Raw genomic sequence first — 20,314 nt, 5'->3', positions numbered from 1 at the left:
ATGTACCAGTTGAACTGGATTACCCCCCATTTGGCCACTGGCCACGCGCCCATGTCCTACGAGGATCTGGATGCCATTCGCGCCCAGGGAATTCGCGCCATTGTCAATCTCTGCGGCGAGTTCTGCGATCTGCATCAGATTGAGGAAAACAGCGGCTTCGAGGTCCGCTATCTGCCGGTGGTCGACGAATGCGCCCCGGATCTCGAAGCCATGGAACAGGTGCTGGACTGGATGGACGAGGCCATCTATCTCGACAAGAAGGTGCTGGTGCATTGCCGCATGGGGCATGGTCGCACCGGCACCTTTATCGCCGCCTATTTGCTGCGCCGGGGCTTTGACTACAAACGGGCGGAACAGACCATGAAGGGGAAAAGCGCCAATCCGGCCACTTTCGCCCAACGTCGCTTTCTGAAACAATACGGCAAGCAGGTGGGTTCCTTGCAGACGGCGCTGCCTCGGATCGACAACCGTCCGTCCCTGGATGTTTCGCCGTTGCTTCGGGCCTTTGATCAACTGATCGCCCATTTTGACGAACTGTGGAGCCCGCCCGCGGACCACGCCTGCTGCGGCCGGGGGGACACGGCCTGCTGCGGCCGGCCGTTTGAACTTCTGCTGATAGAAAGCATGCACCTCAGCCAGGCAATCAACAGGAGTCTCACCCAGGAACAGCGTCAGCAGGTGATTGATCGGGCCCTCGGCCTGGCCCGGCTGCTCAAGGAACTTCACCACCGCCAGCCCGGTTTGAGCGCCGATGCCTTGGCCGACGCCTTTCCCGAAGCGCCGCTTCGTTGTCCGCTGCTTGGCCAGGATGGCTGCCTGGTCTTTGCTGATCGGCCGCCGCGTTGCCGCTATTGGTGCATCCCAGATAAGGAACGTCGCAGCGATGAGTTGCAAGGAACGATCTCCGGTTTGTCGCGGCACGCCTTTGAAACCCTGACCGGCCGCATCCCACCAGCGGACGATCTTCGCTTTTCCTCGGCCGACACCATGTCCGGTAAGTTTGTCCAGCTCTATTTTCAGGCCATGGTCGGCGCCAACGATTGAGAGGGATCATGGAGCACGGAAAACAGGCCAAGGTACTGGTCGTTGACGATGAACGCGACATGCTCACTTTGTTGACCAAGGTGCTGGTGAAAAAGGGCGGCTATGACGTGACCGCGGCCACTTCAGCCGAGGAGGCCTTGGAGCGGATGCGGGGCGATTCGCCCGATGTGGTGCTCACGGATATCAAGATGCCGGGCATGGACGGGCTGGCCTTGCTCCAGCAGATAGGGATGATCGATCCTGCGGTGACCACCATCCTGATGACCGGCTACGGCACCATAGGCATGGCGGTTCAGGCGTTGAAGGACGGGGCCTACGATTTCATCGAAAAACCTTTCGATAACGAACGGATCATCCGCACCGTCGGCCGGGCTTTCGAACGAACCCAGCTGCTGCGAGAAAACGTGCAGCTCCAGCACCGGCTGAGCAGCCAGGAGCAACAGCACGGTTTCATTGGCCGTTCGCGGCGCTTGGTCCAAACCGTGGATCTGTTGCGGCGGATTGCGGCGAGTAACGTCACCGTGCTCATTCGCGGTGAATCGGGCACCGGCAAGGAATTGGCGGCCCGGGCCCTGCATGGCCTCTCGCCGCGGGCCGGCCGTCCCATGATCACGGTGAATTGCCCGGCATTGCCCGAGCATATCCTGGAGAGCGAGTTGTTCGGCTACCGCAAGGGGGCCTTTACCGGAGCGGATCGCGACAAGATCGGCTTGTTCGTCGAAGCCGACGGTACAACCATCCTGCTGGACGAGGTGGCCGATATTCCGGTGAGCGTGCAGACCAAGCTGCTGCGGGTGTTGCAGGAAAAAGAAGTCCAGCCCCTGGGACAAACCAAGACCTTCAGGGTGGATGTCCGGGTAATCGCTTCCACCAACCAGGATTTGGAAGCCAAGATCAGGCGGGGAGAGTTTCGGGAGGATTTTTTTTACCGGCTCAACGTCATGACCGTGACCATGCCGAGCCTGGCGGCCATGGTTGGCGATATCCCGCTGCTGGCCCAGCATTTTCTTGAGCGGTACAGCCGCGAGCACGGACGGGATGGTCTGGAATTCAGCGACGAGGCCTTGCAGGCTTTGATGCAGCACAGATGGCAGGGCAATGTCCGTGAACTGCAGAACACAATCAACCGGGCTGTGCTGCTTTGCCGCGGCTCAGTCCTTGAGGTGGCGGATCTCTGGGAGGAGTCGGAATCGCCTGTACCGCCGCAACCCCATGCGGAGTCCGGCCACGGACCGCTGGCTGTGGAGGGGCTGGATCACTTGCCCTACCGGGAAGCAAAAAATGCCATCCTCCACCGGTTCAACGCCGTCTACCTGGCCGGGGCCTTGCAAGCGGCCGGCGGCAACGTCACCGCCGCCGCACGAAACTGCGGCATGGAACGGCAGGCTTTCCAGCGTCTGCTACGGCGGTACCACATTGAATCAAGGAGTTTTCGTTGATGGACGACATGCCGAAACAATACGTTTTAGCCCGCAACAAATCCTACTGTACCTTCTGCCCCGGTTACTGTTGCTATCGTTTGCCCGGTGCCACCCTGTATCTCACCGCCGAGGATATCAACCGCTTGGCCCGTCACTTTGGCATCAATGACGGCGAGGTGCGGCGTCGCTATCTGGAGAACAAAAATACCTTCAAAACAAGGGAAGACGGCTCCTGCATCCTGTTGGCCGATGATCGAATGTGCAAGCGTTGCACCATTCATGAGGCCCGCCCCAGGCAGTGCCGTGAATTCCCTTATGACGCCCCCTGTCCTTATTTGGAAAATCCAGGACTTTTGGAGCTCATTCAGTCGCGGATCGAGCGGAGTCTTTTCCGCGCCGCGAGAGGTGTTCGCTCGCACCCCGAGACGCCATAGCCTTGTCGCCCGTGCCGGAAAAAAGAAAGGCTCGGTGTGGGCAAAAGTCAGTTGCCGGTCCGACCCGAGTTCAGGCCAGCCGGCATTACTGTGCCGGGGTGTTGTGGGAAGAGATGGTGAAGTCCCCGTAAATCGATTCCAGGGGCACTTCCTTGAACAGGGTTTCCCCTTGTTTGACTATCAACGCCCGTTGCAGAACCTCATCGACATCATGCACCAGTTCAATGGTCAGGCTGTTGCGGATCTTCTGCGGCACATCACGAAGGTTGCGTTCGTTTTCCCGGGGAATGAGCACGTTGGTGATGTTGCCTCGTTTGGCGGCTAACAGCTTTTCGGTGAGCCCGCCGATCGGCAACACCCGCCCGCGCAGGGTGATCTCGCCGGTCATGGCCAGGGTGCGGTCCACCGGCAGTTTGAGGATGGCGGAAACAATCGACGTGGCGATGGTGATGCCCGCCGATGGGCCGTCCTTGGGGATGGCGCCCTCGGGCACATGGACATGAATATCGATTTTCTGATAGAAATCCGGCTCCAATCCCAAGCGCATGGCGCGTGAACGGACATAGGACATCGCCGCTTGAGCCGATTCCTGCATCACGTCGCCGAGCTTGCCGGTGATGGTCAACTTACCGGATCCAGGCATGACGGTGGCCTCGATCTGCAGTAGTTCACCGCCCACTTCGGTCCAGGCCATGCCGGTGGTCAGGCCGATTTCATCGCGCTCCTCGGCTAAGCCATGACGATATTTGGGCACCCCCAGATAGCGTTCGATTGCCTGGGGCGATATCCGGTATTTCTTTTTCGGCTCCTTGTTTTTCAATCGTTCGCGGGCCACCTTGCGGCAGATGCCGGCGATGGTCCGCTCGAGGCTGCGCACGCCGGCTTCACGGGTGTAGCGCCGAATGATTTCCAGGATGGCCTTGTCGTTGAGGGTGATCTCATCGGCCTTGAACCCGTTGGCCTCCAACTGTTTGGGAAGGAGAAACTCCAAGCCGATGTGCTGTTTTTCCTCCTCGGTGTAGCCGTTGAGCTGGATGATCTCCATGCGATCTTGCAACGGGATGGGAATGCCGTGGAGATTGTTGGCCGTGGTGATGAAAAACACCTCGGACAGATCGTAATCGACATCCAGATAGTGGTCGTTGAAGGCATAGTTCTGTTCCGGATCAAGCACCTCGAGCAGGGCTGCGGAAGGATCGCCGCGGAAATCGACGCTCATCTTGTCGACCTCATCCAAACAGAACACGGGGTTGATCACCCCGGCCTTTTGCATGGAAAGGATGATCTTCCCCGGCATGGCACCGATGTAGGTGCGCCGATGGCCCCTGATTTCCGCCTCGTCGCGTACCCCTCCCAGCGAGAGGCGGACAAACTCGCGGCCCATGGCCCGGGCAATGGAGCGGCAGACCGAGGTTTTGCCCACTCCGGGAGGACCGACCAAACAGAGAATCGGCCCGCGGATTTTCTTGACCTGGGCCTGGACCGCAAGGTATTCGAGAATGCGTTCCTTGGGCTTTTCCAGGCCGTAATGGTCCTCGTTGAGCACCTGCTCGGCCCGGTCAATGTCGATCTTGGAGCGGGATTTTTTCTTCCACGGCAGGCTGATGATGGCATCGATGTAGTTGCGCACCACCGTGGTCTCGGCGGACATCGGCGGCATTTGCCGGAGCTTTTTGAACTCCTTGCCCACCTTTTCCTTGACCGCCTTGGGCAGGTGTTTTTTGTCGATCGCCTGCTGCAATTCGCCGAGATCGTCACCGCCCTCGCCTTGGCCCATCTCTTCCTGGATGGCCCGCATCTTCTCGGAGAGGTAGTAGTTACGCTGGGTCACGCCCATCTTTTTCTTGACCTTGGCGTGAATATCCTTTTCCATCTCCGAGAGCTCCATCTCCCGGTAGAGGATCTCCAGCACCTTGGCGATCCGCTGCGGCAGGGAAACCAGTTCGAGAATCGACTGTTTCTCCTCGGTGCGCAACTGAATGTGGGACGTGATCAAATCCACCATTCTGGAGGGGTCTTCCAGGGCGGTGATCGATTTCAGCACCTCGCGCGGCAGCTTCTTGTTGCTCTGAGTGTACTGGTCAAAGGCCTTGCGCAGTTCGCGGAGATAGGCGGGCACATCCTCGCGCTCGACCTCGGTGTCTGGAGCCTCGACCAGACGAACCGAATAAAAGGACTCTTCTGTTTCTCCTCCCTCAAAAGCACCGACAACGATGGCCCGGCGTTTGCCCTCGACCAGGGCCTTGATGGTTCCATCGGGCAGCCGTAAGAGCTGCATGACCGAGGCCAGCGTTCCCAGGGAATAGAGATGGCGTTGTCCCGGTTCATCCACCCGGGCATCCTTTTGGGTGACCAGAAAGATCAGGGAACGGTTTTCCATGGCCGCTTCAAGGGCCATGATCGATCTCTTCCGCCCGACCACCAGCGGGGCCACCATTCCAGGAAAGAGAACAATGTCCCGCAGCGGCATCAGTGGATAGGTTTCGGCGGTCAATTCACTCATGGGCGGCTGTCAGGCAATTTTTTTTGTCTCGGCATTGTCGTAAAGAATGACCGGGTACTCACCGTTGGTGATGACCTGTTCATTGATGACACATTCGGTGGCGTGCTCGTCTGACGGCAGCTCGTACATCACATCCAGCATGCACTCTTCCATCACCGAGCGCAGACCGCGGGCGCCGGACTTGCGCGCCAGGGCCTTCTGGGCGATGGCCTTGAAGGCGCCCTCGGTGAATCGCAAGGTGACTCCTTCGTATTCGAACAATTTCTGATACTGTTTGCTCAGAGCATTTTTCGGCTCCTTGAGAATGCGAATCAGATCTTCCTCGACCAGCTCTTCCATGGTGGCAATCACCGGCAGGCGGCCGACCAACTCCGGAATGAGGCCGAACTTGAGCAGATCCTCGGGTTGGATCGAGGCCAGCACTTCACCGATGGAGCGCTCCTTCTGGCTGACCACCTTGGCGCCAAATCCCATGGCCTGGGTGCCGGTTCGCCGTTTGATCACCCCGTCCAGGCCGACAAAGGCACCGCCAACAATAAACAGGATATTGGTGGTGTCGATGCGGACCAGCTCCTGTTGCGGGTGCTTGCGTCCGCCCTTGGGCGGTACCGAGGCCATGGTGCCTTCGATGATTTTCAGCAGGGCCTGCTGCACGCCTTCGCCGGAGACATCGCGGGTCAGCGAGGCGGAATCCGACTTGCGGGCGATCTTGTCGATCTCGTCGATGTAGATGATGCCCCGTTGCGCCTTTTCGATGTCATAGTCCGCCGCTTGCAAGAGACTGACCAGGATGTTTTCGACATCCTCGCCGACATAACCGGCTTCGGTCAGGGTGGTGGCGTCGGCAATGGTGAACGGAACCTTGAGCAGTCGGGCCAGGGTCTGGGCGACCAGGGTTTTGCCGCTGCCGGTGGGGCCGATCAGTATGATGTTCGACTTCTGCAGTTCCACCGCATCGTCGTCGGCAGGTGGGGCGCTGATGCGTTTGTAGTGGTTGTGCACCGCGACCGAGAGGATTCGTTTGGCATGCTCCTGGCCGACCACATATTGGTCGAGATAGGCCTTGATCTCCTTGGGCTTGAGCACCTGATTGCCGAACTCGGCCGGCGAGTGCTCCTCCTCGGAAGATTCCATCATGATTTCATTGCACAGTCCGATGCACTCGTCGCAGATATAGACGTTGGGTCCGGCAATCAGCTTGCCGACCTCTTCCTGGCTTTTACCGCAGAACGAACACACACAGGTTATACTGTGCTCATCGTGGAAATCGTTGCTCACCGTTACTTCTCCCCGCCCAGTTCCTCGCGGTTGGTTAAAACTTTGTCGATGATACCGTACTCGCATGCCTCCGTGGCGCTCATGAAGTTGTCGCGCTCAGTGTCGGCCTGGATTTTCTTCATCGATTTGCCGGTATGCCTGGCCAAAATGGTGTTGAGATCATGCCGCATGCGTAGAATCTCCCGGGCATGAATATCGATATCCGTGGCTTGTCCCTGGTAGCCGCCCATGGGCTGATGGATCATGATCCGCGAATTGGGCAGGGCGAACCGTTTGCCAGCCGCGCCGCTGGCCAGCAGCAGGGCCCCCATGGACGCGGCCTGCCCCATGCAGAGGGTGGCCACATCGCAACGGATGTACTGCATGGTGTCATAGATGGCCATGCCGGCGGTCACCGAACCTCCCGGGGAGTTGATGTAAAAGGTGATATCCTTGTCCGGATCCTCGGCTTCAAGAAAGAGCAGCTGGGCGACCACCAGGCTGGCCACGTCGTCGTTAACCTGCGTGCCAAGAAAGATGATCCGCTCCTTCAGCAGCCGGGAATAGATATCAAAAGCCCGCTCGCCGCGCGGACTCTGTTCAACAACCATGGGGACTAGGTTCATGTTCACTTCTCCAGAAAACACATTGTGACGGCGGGCCGACTGGCCCGCCGTCGGGGAACACTTTAACAAATATCAGGCTTCGGCCTGCGCCGCCGAGGGTTCGGTAGCGGCGGCCACTTCGATGAATTTAGCCTGTTCCCGCAGGAAATTGAGGATTTTCTCGTTGTGCAGCTCATTCATGAACGGCAGAATTTCCTCGCGGCGTTTAAAATATTTTTTCACTTCATCCAGGGTCATGCGATATTGGTCGGCAATGCGCTGATAGCCGCGCTGGATGTCCTCGTCGGCAATCTTGATTTCCTCGATCTCGGCAATCTTTTTCAGCAGGAAATCGCCCTTGACCCGCTTGACGGCCACCTCCTTGTTTTTCTCGACTAGCTCTTCCAAATTAATACCGGCGGACTCAAACGACAAGCCGCTGCGTTTGAGATTCTCCTCGGTCTGCTTGAGCATCTCCTGGATCTCGTAGTTGACCAGCCGTTGGGGTACCTCGAAAGGATTGAGGTCAATCAATTTGTGCATGATCTTGTCGTCAAGATCACCCTTCAGGGCATCGTCCTTGGTTTTCTGCAGACGGTCGCGGATATCCTTTTTCAGCTCCTCCAAGGTGGTCAGTTCAGGCTTGATATCCTTGGCGAACTCATCGTCAAGTTCGGGTTTGACCCGCACTTTGACGTCTTTGACGTCCACCTTGAACTCAACGGTTTTACCCGCCAGCAGCGGATTGGGATAGTCGGCCGGGAAAGTGATCTCGTAAAGAGTTTTGTCGCCCTTTTTCAGGCCCAGCAGCTTTTCCTCGAAATCCTTGCCCAGGCGGTGCATGCCGATATCGACACTGAAATTTTCGTTGCGCACCTCTTTCATCGCCTTGCCGTTGTGGAAGCCCTGAAAATCGACGATGGCCACGTCGTCCATGGCGATGGCGTGGCCTTCCTCGGCGGTCTGCAGTACCGCCTGATGGCGCTGCAACAGCTTGATCTCGTTTTCGACCTCTTCATCGCTGACGGTGACCACCGGTTTTTCCACCTCAAGGCCCTTGTACTCCTTGAGCTCGAACTGGGGTTTGATATCGACCAAGGCAACGTAGACAAAGGTCCCGTCTTCGGGAAAGTTGTGCTCGGTAATTTCGGGATGGACGACCGGCTCAAGCTTTTCCTTTTCAATGGCGTCAAAGTAGCTCTCCTGGACCAGTTTTTCCCCCACTTCGGCTTGAATTTGCGCACCAAAATTGTTTTCGAGTACGCTTTGGGGAATCTTACCGCGACGGAACCCCTTCAACTTGACCTCTTTGTTGATCTTGGCATAGGCCTTTTCAAGGGCCGGGCCAACGGTTTCCTTGGGAAGGGTGATGGTCAGTTTTTTTGTCAGGTCAGAGAGATGTTCGACAACGATTTCCATGGACTTACGGTTCCTCTTGTTCGTGTTTCCGCGGCTGTGACCCCGGCGGCGCAGTTATTGTCAGCTCGCTGTTCGTCTTGATTCGCGCGCTGTGCTTGATGGGCTCGGGAAGGGTGGTGCGAGCGGGGGGAGTCGAACCCCCAAGGTGGGTACCGCCAGATCCTAAGTCTGGTGCGTCTGCCAATTTCGCCACGCTCGCATTACATTAAACAGCATTAAATAACCAGAATAACGGATCACGTCAAGTGATCCATGGGATGAAAAAGTTGTATTATCAACAAATTTAAGACATTATCCGCAAGGTGAGGAGGGGGGGCGCTGTTCTTCGGCCTCTCCAGCCGCCTCGCCGCTGCGGATCAAGATGGCCGCCATCACGGTGAGGAGCATGATGGCACCGGCGGTGACGAAAAAAGCCTGCCGCATTCCGAGCGAATCCATGCTCATCCCCGCAAGCAGGGCGCCGGTAAACACGCCCGCGCTCATCGCCAGGTTGAATACCCCCATCATCGTGCCATGGCCGAAATGGGTTCGACCCTCTTCGGCGGCGTAGGCGCCCAGCACCGGCCAGAGCACCGCTTCGCCCAAGCCGAGGAACAGATAGATCCCGACCATGGTCGGGAAGGTGGTCATGGTCGGGATGAGAAAAACGGCTATGCTCATGCAGCCGCAGCCGATGAGCAGGAGCAGCACCTTGTCGCAGCGGTCGGCCACCCAGCCGAAGGGGTATTGGAGCAGGGCGTTGACCAGGGTGCGGCCGGCAATGACCAGCCCGGTCTGGAAACCGGTGCTGTCCGGCCATTGGGCCATCATCACCGGCAGAAAGGCCATGGTCGGGACCATCATCAGCACGGTGCCGAAGCGGGCAATGAAAATGCCCATTGTTCGCCGTCGGTTCAGCATCAGCCGAATATTAACCCACAGCCCAACCTGTTGCCGTTGATCGATCGGACAAACCGAGGGCATGTTGACCATCACGAGGAGGAAAGAGAAAAAGCAAAGTCCGGCCATGATGTGAAAAACCGAGGCCAGTCCCCACATATCAGAGACAATTCCGCCAGCAATCGGGCCGCAGCCGATGCCGCAGAAGATGGCAATGTTGATCACCCCCATGTATCGGCCTTCCTGGCCCGGAGGCGCGAGAAAACTGGCATAGGCCATGGCCACGGGTACGATCATCGCCGCGCCCACACCCTGAAAGAGGCGGATCATTACCAGGTGGCCAACACTGCCGGCGTGGGGAATGAGCAAGCCGACCAAGCCATAGATGAACAGGCCGCCGACGAGAAACCCTTTTCTCCCCCAACGGTCGGACAGGTTGCCAACCACCGGTTGCAGCAGGCCGCGGCTCAGGGAAAAGGCGGCGGTGATCAACCCCAGGGCAAAGCCGGAGGCTCCCAGGGAAGTTGCCAGAACCGGCAGCACCGGAATGATGATGCCAACGCCCAAGAGGGCGATGAACACCGAGAGCACCACGGTAACGAGTATGCGGTTGAGCATGAAAGAGAGCGGGTCGCAGATCGATAAGAAGATTGATGAGGGGCGGAGCGGCGGATGGAGGGGCGGCGGCTTGCCCCAAGTTGCTCTTTTACCATCACCCGAAGAGAAAGCAAACATCTCTTTGTCCAGCCTCGGGGCGGCCCCGGCACACCTTGCGCTGCAGCGAGGAACTCCATATAGTAGTACACCGATCAATGATCCGCTAGGACCCACAACCCGCCCAAGGAGGAAGCTATGGACAACCGTGCATTTAAGGCCATGATCGTCACCGAAACCGAAGAGAAGCAGTTTGTCCGCGCCATTGGCGAGCGGCACGTCGACGACCTGCCTGTCGGTGAGGTGCTGATTCGGGTCCGTTACTCCTCCCTTAATTACAAAGATGCGCTCTCCGCCTCGGGCAACAAGGGCGTTACCCGCCGCTACCCGCATACTCCGGGCATCGACGCGGCCGGAATCGTGGCCGAGAGCAGCGCGCCGAACGTCAAACCCGGCGATGAAGTGCTGGTGACCGGGTTTGACCTGGGGATGAATACCAGCGGCGGCTTTGCCGAATATATCCGGGTACCTGCTGCCTGGGTGGTCCCCCTGCCGGCCGGATTGAGCCTGCGCGAGAGCATGATCTACGGCACGGCCGGGTTTACTGCCGCGCTTTCCTGCCTGCGGCTGATCGACAACGGTGTGGCTGCGGGCCATGGACCGATTCTGGTGACCGGCGCCACCGGCGGTGTGGGCTCCATCGCCGTGGCCATTCTCGCCAAGTGCGGCTACAAGGTCATGGCAGCCACCACCAAAGGGGCGGAAACGTCCTATCTGCGGCAGATCGGCGCCAACGAGGTGATCAGCTCCTCCGAGGTGGATGACCAGAGCGGTCGCCCTCTGCTTAAACCACGCTGGGCAGGCGCGGTGGATACGGTGGGCGGCAATATCCTCAGCACAGCGATCAAGGCCACCCGTTACGGCGGCACGGTCACCTGTTGCGGCAATATTACCTCCGGTGAGCTGCACACCTCGATTTACCCCTTCATCCTCAACGGCGTCAGCCTCTTGGGCATCGATTCGGTCAACTGTCCCGCACCGCTGCGCCGGCGGGTTTGGAAGCGACTGTCAGGCGAGTGGAAGCTGGACCACCTCGACACCATCACCACCGAACTGCCCAATCTGGAGGCGCTGGATGAGCGCATCGGCCTCATTCTCCAAGGAAAAAACCGGGGGAGGGCCATCGTCCGTATTGGCGACTGAAAGCTTCTTTTGTCCACGGTTTTCATGATTAGGACAAGAGACGTACTTGTTTGCCTCGGGTTATTTTCGTTCACGGCTTCGTTGCCCCTCTTTTTCCTTTTTCTCTCTACAAGAGGGGCAAGATAATGTCTGCCGTTGCTCGCCGAGACGGGTCGAGTACGCGCAAACCTCACGCAAGCGCTGTTCCGTCAGCCCCAATAGGAGGGATTATGTTCATTCAATTGTTTTTAAAGGATATTTTTTATGCAGTATGATGTCATCGACGGCCGTATTAGCCCCAACGGCAGCCTGGACGTGTTGTCCCGGCTGGAGGTGGGCAAACTGCTCAATGCCAGCCAGGGCGAGCTCTATCCCCTGTTTCGCAACTCGTCGCTGGCGGTGCTCAACTACGGCGGTTATCTCGACGACGGTCGGGAACTGTTGGAACGGTACAAGGATTTCGACATCCGGGTGATTCAGGAAGAACGCGGCATCAAGCTCGATCTGCGCAACGCCCCGGCCAGCGCCTTTGTCGATGGCAAAATGATCCGCGGCATCACGGAGCACCTGTTTGCGGTGCTCCGCGATATCGTCTACGTCGATGACACCATCAACAACAATCCCCGTTTCGATCTGGCCACCTCCGACGGCATCACCAACGCCGTCTTCCATATCCTGCGCAACGCTCGCATCATGCGGCCCGGCACCCCGCCACGGCTGGTGGTTTGCTGGGGCGGCCATTCAATATCCCCCGCGGAATACGATTACAGCAAGGAGGTCGGTTATCAGCTGGGATTGCGCGGGCTCGACATCTGCACCGGCTGCGGACCGGGGGCGATGAAGGGGCCGATGAAGGGCGCGACCATCGGCCACGCCAAGCAACGGATCTACACCGGCCAGTATTTGGGGATCACCGAACCGGGGATCATTGCCTCGGAATCGCCCAATCCCATTGTCAACGATCTGGTGATCATGCCGGATATCGAAAAGCGGCTGGAGGCCTTTGTCCGCGTCGGCCACGCGGTGATTGTCTTTCCCGGCGGCGTGGGCACGGCCGAAGAGATTCTCTATATCCTCAGCATCTTGCTTGATCCGGAAAACTCGCGTATCCCCTTGCCGCTGATCTTCACCGGACCGGCCAGCGCGGCCGGCTATTTCGAGCAGATCGACCACTTCATCACCGATACCCTGGGGCCGGCGGCGCGGCAGATGTACCGGATCATCATCGACGATCCCGAAACCGTGGCCCGCAAGACCCTGGAAGGCGTCGAGAAGGTCCGCCAGTTCCGGCTCAAGACCGACGACGCCTATTATTTCAACTGGATGCTCAACATCGATCTCAGCCTGCAACTCCCCTTTGTGCCCAGTCATGACAACATGCGCAGTCTGAACTTGCACAAGAATCAGCCGCCGCATCTGCTGGCGTCCAACCTGCGCCGGGCCTTTTCCGGGATCGTCGCCGGCAACGTCAAGGATGCCGGTATTCGGGCCATCGAGGAAAAGGGATTGTTTGAACTGTGCGGCGACGCCCGCATCATGCAGCCCCTCGACACCCTGCTCACTGCCTTTGTCGAGCAGCAACGGATGCGCTTGCCGACCAGCACCTACATCCCGTGCTATCGATTGGTTGCGGACGCAGGGGCATGACGCGCAAGGGGGAACAGGGAAGGAGCGGGCGCGGCCTGGTTCCGGAGGCGGTAGCGCAAGGGTCCGTGGATCGTCACCGCTTGCGGGCGATAAAAGGGGAAACGGCTACTGGAAGTGAACGAGGGGTTGGAGGGGCTTGATCTATCGACGATTTTGAAGTATTTTAAATAAGTTGATAGCGTGTGACACGAACATGTTCCCTGGAGAGGCGGCAATGGGCAACTTGGAGATGAAGGCCGAGGCGAATGGAAAAAGCGGTGACGGAAAAGGTGGTCCCGCGCAAAAATCGGAGCGGATATTCGATCTGACCTCGCCCGAGTGGTATCTCAACCGGGAGCTGAGCTGGCTCGAATTCAATCGCAGGGTGTTCCACGAAAGCGAAGACGAGCGCAATCCCTTGCTCGAGCGAGTCTTTTTTCTGTCGGTCATCGGCTCCAATCTCGATGAGTTCTTCATGAAACGGATCGGCGGCCTCAAACAACAGGTCGGGGCCGAGCTGAAACTGCTGTCCATCGACGGCAGGACTCCCCAGCAGCAGATCGACGAAAGTTACGAAATGGTGCGGGATCTCCTGGAGCAGCAGCAGAATCTCGAACGGGAATTGCTCGTGTTGCTGGCCAAGCAGGATATTCGCATCGTCAAATACACAACCCTGGACGAGACGCAGCGCCAGAAAATGGCGACCTATTTCCGGGACAACATCTATCCGTTGCTCACCCCGCAGGGCATGGACCCGGCCCATCCCTTTCCCTTTATTTCCAACCTGTCGCTCAACCTGCTGGTGGCCACCCGCCACAGCGATGGCGACCATGTGTACCTCAACCGGATCAAGGTTCCCACCACCGGCACCGGCATTCCGCGATTCATCCGGGTCGATCCGGGCAAACACCTGTATGTGTTGTTTGAGGATGTGATCGCCAACAACCTGGAAACCATCTTTCCGGGCATGGTCATCGAGAGCTGTGAACTGTTTCGCGTCACCCGCAACGCCATCACCGAACAGTGGCCGGATCAGGCGGTTGACCTGCTGTCGATGATCGAGACCGCCCTGCAGGATCGGAAATTTGCCGAGATTGTCCGCCTGGAGGTCGACAGCACCATGACCCGGCCGCATCGCGGCATGCTCGCCTCCCAGTTGGGCATCGATTCCCGCAAGGACGTGTTCACCGTTGACGGCATCATGGCCAAACGCGATCTGATGGAAATTGTGGCCATCGATAAACCAGAACTGCATTTTCCGCCGCACCAGCCGCTCGACCACTACAAGCTCTCCGGCGACTTCCCCAATATCTTTCATCTGATCCGCGAGGAAGGTCCTTTTCTGCTCCAGCATCCCTACGAGTCGTTCAGTTCCTCGGTGGAACGGTTTCTCAAGGAGGCGAGCACCGATCCCAAGGTGCTGGTGATCAAGATGACCCTGTACCGGACCTCGGCCAATTCGCAAATCATCCAGTACCTGCTCGACGCGGCCCGCAACGGCAAGCAGGTGGCGGTGGTGGTTGAGCTGATGGCCCGCTTCGACGAATCGGCCAACATTCACTGGGCCACCTATCTGGAGCAGGCGGGTATCCACGTCACCTACGGCGTGGTCGGCCTCAAGACCCATTCCAAGGTCATCTTCGTCGTCCGGCGTGACTACAATGGTCTCAAGCGGTATGCCCATATCGGCACCGGCAACTATCATGCCGGCACCGCCCGGGCATACAGCGATCTCGGCCTGCTCACCTGCGACCCCGATATCGGCAACGATCTAACCGAATTTTTCAATTTCCTCACCCTGGGGTACGCACCGGCCCGCACCTACAAAAAACTGCTGCCTTCTCCCAGGATTCTGAAAAAGACCCTGTTGGAATACATCAAGCGAGAGATCGAGCATCAGGGGAAGGGGAACGCGGGGCTGATCCAGATGAAAACCAATGCCCTGACCGACCAGGATATTATCGCCGCCCTCTATCAGGCCTCCCAAGCCGGGGTCAAGATCGATCTGATCGTTCGCGACAGCTGCCTGCTCCGGCCGGGCATTGCCGGCCTCTCCGAGAATATCCGCGTCATTTCCCTGGTGGGCCGCTTTCTCGAACATGCCCGTATTTATTATTTTCGCAACAACGGGCAGGAACAGTACTACATCGGTTCCGCCGACATCATGAAACGCAACCTCGACCGGCGGGTGGAGGTGATCGCTCCGGTGGAATCGCCGGCATTGCAGGCGCAACTTCGGGAGATCCTCAATCTGCAACTGGCTGACCGGCGCGGAGCCTGGGATATGCAAGCCAACGGCAGCTATCTGCAACGACAGCCGCAATCGCGCGATGAACAACGGTCGGCCCAGGAGATGCTGATCGAGAAAAGCGAGAAACGGCTGGCCGAGGCACGGCGGATGTACAAAAAGCAATATTCGAAAAAGATCGCCAAGCGAAAAAACAAATAGCAACGGTCCGTGCCGAATTCGTTTTCCGTATAAAAAGTCCTGCCGGGACGGCGGGTTGGCGGCTGTCATGCGCGGTTCCCGGTTCAGGGGTGCTTTGCCAGCCCGGGACACGCAGAGGATCGGCCGATGGCGGCTGCCGCCGTACCCCCTCGCCGGTTCAGCGTCATTTCTGACGGGAAACACAGCGCCGGGCAGAACGCTGGCTGAAGCCCCGCTTTTCTCTTCCTGATTTCTTTTCTTCCTTGATCAGCGTTCAATAACCGTCTCGCGACTGGCGCATTGTTTTTGTTTCTCCTGCAACTTTTATGTTGCGGTTTCCCGTTTCACAAGGCGCACGCCGCATTACCGCCATATGGCGGGCTATGGAAAGATAAGTTTGTTTTTTCAATGAATTAGTTGATTGTTGGCGGGTGCGTGCCAAGGCTGGTACGCATCGTGCTAATGGGGGGCAGAACAATGTGTGTGCATGAAACCCGAACTGAACGTGCCTTGATGACCAGAGGAACAGTCACTCGTACATGGTTTTTTGTGATGGCCGTCCTGGCTCTTGTCCTTCCGGACAATGCCTTGGCCCTGCAGGTGCACGGGGAGCCGGAAGGGCTGTACGTCCATCAGATGGCCCACTTGCACTACATCTTTGCCCTCGGTTATTTTTACTGGGATATCCGCCGCGCTTCCTTTACCGGCCGTGGATGGCGCTACTTGCAGATGTTCTGTATTCTGATGGCCTGCTGGAACACGCTGGCCTTCATTGGTCATCTTGTCGGTGTCTATCTCGATCCGCAGGCCCTGTTGCAGACCGATTGCTACCTGCAGACCCGGCTGGTTGGCCCCCTGACCCTGCACCAGTATCTCTATTTCATCACCAAGCTCGATCATCTGATGTACGTGCCGGCCCTTTTCTGCCTCTTTCTCGGCCTGCGTTCGTTTTATCGTTCGGTGGTCACCGCCTCGGCGGGGAGCGGCAAATGAACGGCCTGCCCCTGCTGCCGACCATCATTGTCGACATCGCCGGCTCGGCGGCCAATATCCTTTTTTCCTTTTTGTCCCTGTGGTACGCCTTTCGTCTCACCCGGCTCAAGCCGGAGAATTTTCTCTGGGGTTGCCTTTTCTACGTCACCCTGGCGATTACCGCCTTTGCCGTGTCCAGGGCCGTTGGCCACATCGCCAAGGAACTGCTTTTTATTGTCGGCAGGGGGGAACTTTGGCAGGGCATTGCCCCCTATTCCGGAGGGTTCAATACCCTGTGCATGATTTCAGTGGCCGCAGTGATGATTTTTTATCACAAGGGAGTGCAGGCATACGAGGCCATTGAGCAGGAGGCGGCCAAGCTCAAACAGTCCAAGATTCGTCTAACCCAAACCGCCAACGAACTGAAGGAGTTGAACCTCAACCTGGAAGACAAGGTCGAGGAGCGCACGGCCGAGCTGTCCAAGTCGGAGCGGAAATTTCGTCATCTGTTCACCGCCTCCAAGGACATGGTCTTTTTTTCCGACAGCAGTCACGCAATTCTTGATATGAATGCCTCGGGTTCGGAAATGCTGGGCTACACGGCCGATGAGCTCTCCCGGCTGACTCTGCGCGATATTTTCCGCCACGAGGGAGATGTGCGCACCTACGCCGTGATGCTGGAAAAGGATGGATATATTCGTGATCTCGAATCCGAATTCAAGAAAAAGGACGGCACGACCATTTACGTGCTGATTTCGGCCACCGCCCTCTATGACGAACAGGGCAACATCATCGGCTCCGAAGGGATTGCCAAGGATTTGACCCGGCTGAAGACCATGATGGAGCAGCTGGTGTCCAGCGAAAAGATGGCCTCGGTCGGACAGATGGCCGCCGGTATCGCCCACGAGATCAATACGCCGCTCGGCATCATTCTTGGGTACGCCCAGTTGATGATGGATGATTTTGACAAGGATTCGGAAACATACCAGAACCTTGAAGTCATCGAGCGTCAGACCAAGGCCAGCCGCAAGATTGTGGCCGATCTGCTCAAGTATTCGCGCCAATCGGGCAGCGCCCGGGAAACGGTGGATGTCAACGAGATCATCGAGGATGCCGTGGCGATCACCGAACACAGTCTCAACCTCAGTCATATCAAGGTGCTGTTGACGTTGGCCCCCGATCTGCCGCCCATTGTCGGCGACCCGGAAAAGCTGCGCCAGGTGGTCGTCAATCTGATCAACAACGCCCATCACGCCATGGAAGGGCAGGGCAGCGGCGAGTTGCACCTTGCCACCCGCTTCGACCGCCAGACCGGTAAGGTCATTGCCGAGGTTCGCGACAGTGGCCACGGTATTCCGGAACACATCAAGGCGCGGATTTTCGACCCCTTTTTCACCACCAAGCCGGTGGGGAAGGGGACCGGTTTGGGGCTTTCGGTTTCCTACGGCATTATTCAGGAGCACGGCGGGACCATTGAAATTGAAAGTCCCGTTTCCGGACCGGCCGGCACCCAGCTGCCGGGCACCCTGTTCCGCCTGGCGCTGCCCGAAGCCGAGGAAACGGCAGCGATAAAAGAATAACCATTTGGATTCAGAGCAAGGAGGAACAAATGGCTGAAATTCTCACCCTGGACGATGTGCTCGACGCCACCGTGCTGGTCGGTAAGATTCTCAAGAAAAAGGGACATGTGGTCCATACCTTCACCGAAGAGGACGCGGCTATCGCCTTTGCCCGCCAGCATCCTGTGGATCTGGCGATTCTCGACATCAAGCTCAAAAAGATGAGCGGCATCGAGGTGCTGGCTATTTTGAAGGAGGACAATCCCTCGATGCGGGCGATCATGCTCACCGGGTATCCGACGGTGGAGACCGCGCGCGAAGCGATCAGTCTTGGGGCGGACGAATACTGCGTCAAACCCATCGACCGGACAGAGCTGGAAGAAAAGGTGGACAAGGTGCTGGCCGCCAAGCCAAGGGCCTGAGTGGGTCAGGTGGAACTCAGGGTGAATAGGGAACGAGCAGGGGGCCGCAGGTGGTGAACAACTCCCAATCCCGCGAGCAGCAATTTTTAGGGGTCTTGCAACAGGTGACCCGGCTGACCTCGGTGGTCCTTGATCATCAAGAGGTGATGGACACCATAGTGCGCGCCCTGCCGGCCCTGCTGGACATCGACGCCTGCACCATCCGGTTGCTCGACACCTCCACCCGGACCTTTGTGCTTGGAGCGGCGCACGGTGTGTCGCTGGAATACCTCTCCCGCGATGTGATCGACGCCGAGGAAACCCTGGCCATGATCCGTTCCGGATATCCGGTTTTCAGCGCCCATGTCGACGAAGACCCGTTTCTGCCTTTTCGTGAGGCGGCCCACCGGGAAGGAATCAAGAGCGTGCTGACCCTGCCGATTCTTTTTCAGGGAGATCTGATCGGCATCATGCGGTTGTTGACCCGGAGGGCCCGCAGTTTTTCCTCCGAGGAGATCTCCTTTGCCATGGCCCTGGCCGAGCAGGTGGGGATTGCCATCTCCCACGGGCGGTTGTTCAAGAACATGGAAGCCCAGTTGAGCTTTCTCCGTGAGATCCAGGGCATTTCTTCCCTGGTCAATTCGACCCTGAATCTGGAGGGCATCCTCGGCGCCCTGGCCGAGCGGGCCGCGGTCACCATGCGGGCCAAGGGCTGCACCCTGCGCCTGGTCGATCCCGAATCAGGTGTTCTGCGCCTGGCCGCCTCCCACGGGGTTTCCGGCGCTTATCTCAATCGCGGCGAGATCGAAAAGGAACGCAACATTCAGATGGTGCTCGCGGGGGAACCGGTGGCGATCTACGACGTCAGTCATGATCAGCGCATCGACTATCACCAGCAGATGATCGAGGAGGGGATTGTGTCGTTGCTGGCGGTGCCGGTGAAGGTCAATGGCGAGGTGATTGGGGTGATGCGGATTCTCACCGACGAGCCGCGAGTGTTTTCCGATGCCGAAGTCCGGTTTGCCGCCACCCTGGCCGAGGTCGGCGGCACGGCCATCCGCAATGCGCGCAACTATCAGCGGATCAACCGTTTGTTGGAGCAGATCAAGGAGCACGAGAAATTTCTCGGCGACATCATCAACAGTTTGCGGCATCAGTTGCTGGTATTGGATCGCAACCGCCGGGTGGTGCTGGCCAACCGGGTGTTTCTCGACGCGGCGGGCAAGACGGAACGCGAGGTGGTGGGCACGCACTACACAGCGCTGTGTCAAGCCGGCGAAGGCGAAGCAGCTTGCCCGGTCGACCAGATCCTGCAGGGCGAGGAAATGCGTCCCTTTGTTCAGGAATTTCGCTCCGATGATCAGCTGCGCTGGTTTGAGCGCACGGCCTCGCCAATTCATGACGACAGTGGACGGGTTGCGTATGTGATTGAGATCATCCGTGACATCACCAGCGAGCATATGCTTGAGGCGGAAAAGATCCAGAGCGGCAAGTTGCAGGGCATCGTTGAGCTGGCCGGTACCGTCGCCCATGAGATCAACAGCCCGTTGTTCGCGGCCCTGGGCACGGCGCAATTGCTCGCCGAGGATGCGTTGCCGGCCGAAGCGCAGGAGGAACTGGCGGTGATCATCCGCAACCTCAAGCAGATCGGCGACTTGACCCAGAAAATGACCGCCATGACCGGCTTTACCAGCCGTGAATATGTGGGCAAAAGTAAGATTTTATCCTTAATACAAAACGATATGGAGAGTGCCGCGAACGGCACAAAGGAGGTGCGGAAGGAATAGGTTGAGGGGGAAGAGGTCTTGTCCGGTGGGTGAACGACCGTGGCTACACGGCCAGCACCGGGTAAGGGCAAAAAGAAAAACAGTGGGTATGCAGTGCTGCCGGATGCTGTTTCACGCGCCCGGGCAGTGCGAGATGAATACAA

General features: G+C 58.1%; 15 protein-coding genes and 1 tRNA gene. 10 read left to right on the top strand and 6 right to left on the bottom strand.

The window, feature by feature from the left end; all coding sequences use genetic code 11:
* Genes DESPR_RS10160 through DESPR_RS10150 form a run of 3 tightly spaced genes read left to right on the top strand, consistent with a single transcriptional unit; the run spans position 1 to position 2,899 of the window.
* Positions 1-1,044, top strand: coding sequence for a protein-tyrosine phosphatase family protein (locus DESPR_RS10160; RefSeq protein ID WP_015724729.1), 1,044 nt, complete (start codon positions 1-3; stop codon positions 1,042-1,044).
* 8 nt (positions 1,045-1,052) lie between these two features.
* A complete protein-coding gene (locus tag DESPR_RS10155) occupies positions 1,053-2,483 on the top strand; it encodes a sigma-54-dependent transcriptional regulator (RefSeq protein ID WP_015724728.1) in 1,431 nt (476 codons plus the stop codon).
* Entirely contained in the window at positions 2,483-2,899 is a 417-nt protein-coding gene (locus DESPR_RS10150) for a YkgJ family cysteine cluster protein (protein WP_015724727.1), read from the top strand. The genes DESPR_RS10155 and DESPR_RS10150 overlap by 1 nt, the downstream gene beginning before the upstream one ends.
* A gap of 85 nt (positions 2,900-2,984) precedes the next feature.
* Here the strand turns inward: DESPR_RS10150 and lon are convergent, their stop codons facing one another.
* From lon to DESPR_RS10120, 6 genes are all read right to left on the bottom strand, one after another.
* On the bottom strand, positions 2,985-5,402 hold the full coding sequence (lon, locus tag DESPR_RS10145) for an endopeptidase La (protein ID WP_015724726.1): 2,418 nt from the start codon (positions 5,400-5,402) through the stop codon (positions 2,985-2,987).
* 9 nt (positions 5,403-5,411) lie between these two features.
* Entirely contained in the window at positions 5,412-6,680 is a 1,269-nt protein-coding gene (gene clpX, locus DESPR_RS10140) for an ATP-dependent Clp protease ATP-binding subunit ClpX (protein WP_015724725.1), read from the bottom strand.
* Between the two features lie 2 nt (positions 6,681-6,682).
* On the bottom strand, positions 6,683-7,285 hold the full coding sequence (gene clpP / locus DESPR_RS10135) for an ATP-dependent Clp endopeptidase proteolytic subunit ClpP (protein WP_015724724.1): 603 nt from the start codon (positions 7,283-7,285) through the stop codon (positions 6,683-6,685).
* A gap of 72 nt (positions 7,286-7,357) precedes the next feature.
* Positions 7,358-8,683 (bottom strand): trigger factor, encoded by a 1,326-nt coding sequence (gene tig / locus DESPR_RS10130; protein WP_015724723.1) that lies wholly within the window; start codon positions 8,681-8,683, stop codon positions 7,358-7,360.
* Between the two features lie 114 nt (positions 8,684-8,797).
* Positions 8,798-8,882, bottom strand: a tRNA-Leu gene (locus DESPR_RS10125).
* 92 nt (positions 8,883-8,974) lie between these two features.
* Positions 8,975-10,180, bottom strand: coding sequence for an MFS transporter (locus DESPR_RS10120; protein WP_015724722.1), 1,206 nt, complete (start codon positions 10,178-10,180; stop codon positions 8,975-8,977).
* 234 nt (positions 10,181-10,414) lie between these two features.
* Here DESPR_RS10120 and DESPR_RS10115 point away from each other — a divergent pair, with 234 nt between their 5' ends.
* The 7 genes from DESPR_RS10115 to DESPR_RS10085 all read left to right on the top strand — a co-directional run bounded on the left by DESPR_RS10115 (position 10,415) and on the right by DESPR_RS10085 (position 20,171).
* Positions 10,415-11,419 carry a YhdH/YhfP family quinone oxidoreductase gene (locus tag DESPR_RS10115; RefSeq protein WP_015724721.1) on the top strand — a complete coding sequence of 335 codons (1,005 nt, stop codon included), beginning with the start codon at positions 10,415-10,417 and terminating at the stop codon, positions 11,417-11,419.
* 243 nt (positions 11,420-11,662) lie between these two features.
* Complete coding sequence (gene ppnN / locus DESPR_RS10110; RefSeq protein WP_015724720.1) at positions 11,663-13,045, top strand: nucleotide 5'-monophosphate nucleosidase PpnN; 1,383 nt, start codon at positions 11,663-11,665, stop codon at positions 13,043-13,045.
* 214 nt (positions 13,046-13,259) lie between these two features.
* A complete protein-coding gene (ppk1, locus tag DESPR_RS10105; protein WP_015724719.1) occupies positions 13,260-15,473 on the top strand; it encodes a polyphosphate kinase 1 in 2,214 nt (737 codons plus the stop codon).
* Between the two features lie 492 nt (positions 15,474-15,965).
* A complete protein-coding gene (locus DESPR_RS10100; RefSeq protein WP_169701580.1) occupies positions 15,966-16,445 on the top strand; it encodes a hypothetical protein in 480 nt (159 codons plus the stop codon).
* Positions 16,442-18,004 carry a two-component system sensor histidine kinase NtrB gene (locus DESPR_RS10095; RefSeq protein WP_015724717.1) on the top strand — a complete coding sequence of 521 codons (1,563 nt, stop codon included), beginning with the start codon at positions 16,442-16,444 and terminating at the stop codon, positions 18,002-18,004. Before DESPR_RS10100 ends, DESPR_RS10095 begins: the two co-directional genes overlap by 4 nt.
* Positions 18,005-18,033: 29 nt before the next feature.
* Complete coding sequence (locus DESPR_RS10090) at positions 18,034-18,405, top strand: response regulator (RefSeq protein ID WP_015724716.1); 372 nt, start codon at positions 18,034-18,036, stop codon at positions 18,403-18,405.
* 53 nt (positions 18,406-18,458) lie between these two features.
* Complete coding sequence (locus DESPR_RS10085; protein ID WP_245529429.1) at positions 18,459-20,171, top strand: GAF domain-containing protein; 1,713 nt, start codon at positions 18,459-18,461, stop codon at positions 20,169-20,171.
* The last annotated feature ends 143 nt before the right edge of the window (positions 20,172-20,314 follow it).

It is taken from the genome of Desulfobulbus propionicus DSM 2032 (assembly GCF_000186885.1).
Lineage (GTDB): Bacteria > Desulfobacterota > Desulfobulbia > Desulfobulbales > Desulfobulbaceae > Desulfobulbus > Desulfobulbus propionicus.
This window is presented reverse-complemented; position numbering and strand designations above follow the sequence as displayed.